General features: G+C 44.4%; 2 protein-coding genes. One reads left to right on the forward strand and one right to left on the reverse strand.

Features of this window, described 5'->3' with window-relative positions; translation table 11 throughout:
* Positions 1-185: 185 nt before the first annotated feature.
* The gene (locus GC098_RS11585) at positions 186-1,496 is read right to left on the reverse strand and encodes an amidohydrolase family protein (RefSeq protein ID WP_171643326.1); all 1,311 of its coding nucleotides are present in this window, start codon (positions 1,494-1,496) and stop codon (positions 186-188) included.
* Positions 1,497-1,655: 159 nt separating this feature from the next.
* Between GC098_RS11585 and GC098_RS11590 the strand changes: the two genes are divergently transcribed.
* The gene (locus GC098_RS11590; RefSeq protein WP_171643327.1) at positions 1,656-2,084 is read left to right on the forward strand and encodes a MarR family winged helix-turn-helix transcriptional regulator; all 429 of its coding nucleotides are present in this window, start codon (positions 1,656-1,658) and stop codon (positions 2,082-2,084) included.
* Positions 2,085-2,248: the final 164 nt, after the last annotated feature.

Below are 2,248 nucleotides of genomic sequence, written 5' to 3' on the forward strand. Positions count from 1 at the left end.
ATTAATCGAAGATTAAAACTAAATAATGATTGTGTTAAAAACATGTTTGGTAAGAAATAGTGATTACTTCGTTAACGGGCAGTTTAATTACAAAGATGAACAGCAGGGCACTCCTCGAAGTAGAGTGCCCTGCCACAAAAGTGTTTTTGACTACATGCAACATATTATTACAATAGTAGAAATAATTAACTTAGTTTTTGCGCACCTTTGAACCATACGGCTTTAATGGATAGGGTATCCGAGATATTGGTTGTCGGATCGCCATTGACCAGTACAAGGTCAGCGCGCGCACCTTCAGCAATACGCCCACGATCATTAAGACCGAACCGACGGGCAGGTTTCGAGGTAGCCGACTGAAGCGCTTCTATCGGAGTGAACCCGGCCGTAACCAGCAATTGCAATTCATGATGTACGCTGGCTCCATGAGCAAGGCCGCCAAGATTCGGAACGGGAACGGGAGCGACATCCGTCCCGACCAGAATATCCACACCGGCACTGTGAAGATCCATCACATTTTTAAAGCTATTTTCCATTTTGCCTTGCGGGAAAGTATTGAAGCTAGAGTTCAAAATATCGATCCATTCCGGACTTAATTTGGAATGAACACGAGGGTCATTCGCCAATTCCGATGCTGGGTTCCCAAGAATGGATGAGTTCAACACCAAGCACGGTGTAACAAACGCGCCAGAATCGACGATGGATTGCACTAACTCCGACGTATACTCGGGCCTGTCGATAAACAGGTGGCCCAATCCGTCCACTCCAAGATCGATGGCGGTTTGCGAAGAATGAGCAGTCAAGACGTGGGCGATGACGACTTTATCGAACTTATGGGCTTCTTCCACAGCTACTTTTAGAATCTCGTCGCTTAAAACAGGCAGGCCAGGGGCACCCATGACTGTTCCTTCTTCAATCATGATTTTTATATAGTCGGCACCATTCTCCACCTGGGTATGCACATGTTTAATCGCTTCTTCCACCGTCGTTACTTGCGGCACTTCTTCGTGATCGTGGGCGTAAGCGGCTAGCATAGCTTCCCGGTCTTCCTTCGATAACTTCTCCAATTCCTTTAATACGAATTCTGGAATCTCATCCCCATCTGGCAGCAATTCATCCGGGTGACCACCCGGAGCGGTGACTGCCGTGCCTGCAGAACGGACATCGGCGACGTCATCCATATTTTTCAATTGGATCGCGCGTCCTCTTTCCGTAAAATCACCGTTCATTTCGAGTTCTGTCGTCACGCCGAAATTTAATGCATCTCGTAATCCACCGATGGAAGTGTGGACATGCGCATCAATCAAGCCGGGCAATAATGTTGCATCCTCAGCATTGATGATTGTTGCATTCGCCGGAATGTCGCCACCCACCGCAATAATGGTTTCCCCTTTGATGACAATACTCCTTGACTCGATCACTTTTTCACCATCGAAAATACGCGCATTCGTAATAGCCGTAACTTTTTCTACAGGAGAGCTTTGGACTGCATTCTTCATTTTGTTATTCCTCCTTGGAGTTGTTACTAAATCACTTCGGAGTATAACTGTTAGATGACTAACTGTCAATAAACTAATATTCATTTGACATGAAAGCTGGATCTCTGTATAGTTTATTTGCTTACAGTTAGCTTTCTAACAATATGGGGAGGTACGATCATGAAGCCTCGCAAGGATACGCCTTATCTGGATTTGTTTCAGATTATTGGCCTTAAGTTAAAGAAAAAAGCGGACGAGAGCATAAAAGAGTTAGGGTTAAACGCTCAACAAGGAAAAATAATTGGCCATATCTACGAGAACCAAGAAACTGAATTAATTCAGAGGGATCTTGCCGATCGGTTTCATCTGAGCGGGGCTAGCATTACAAGTATGCTTCAAGGTCTTGAGCAAAGAGGATTCATCGAGCGGAAAATCCCAGCCAATAATGAACGGCAAAAAAACATTTATGTTTTACCAAAGGCCGTTGAATTGATTGAAGACTTTAATGACTCCTTCCAAAAGGTGGAGGACGAAATCGTTCAAGTCCTTTCCGAAGAAGAGAAGCAAACCTTAAAGGAATTGTTGATCAAAATTAATGAACGCTTTTAATTGCGGTTGGAATCTACCGCGAAGGTCGCTTGGAGTTCCTTGTTTCATTAGGCTATGTAATACTGTCCAATAAGCGGAGAATAAAAGCTCAATAGTGACTACGACGATTGATTAAGCTCCCTCGGTGAACGATAGCACAATTACAAATAGGCTGCCAGCATCAG

It is taken from the genome of Paenibacillus phytorum, assembly GCF_013141715.1.
In the GTDB taxonomy this organism is placed as follows: domain Bacteria; phylum Bacillota; class Bacilli; order Paenibacillales; family NBRC-103111; genus Paenibacillus_E; species Paenibacillus_E phytorum.

Bases quoted from the DNA above. Each gene is read 5' to 3' on its own strand.
- GC098_RS11590 (WP_171643327.1), top strand. From the start codon at position 1,656: ATGAAGCCTCGCAAGGATACGCCTTATCTGGATTTGTTTCAGATTATT.
- GC098_RS11585 (WP_171643326.1), bottom strand. From the start codon at position 1,496: ATGAAGAATGCAGTCCAAAGCTCTCCTGTAGAAAAAGTTACGGCTATT.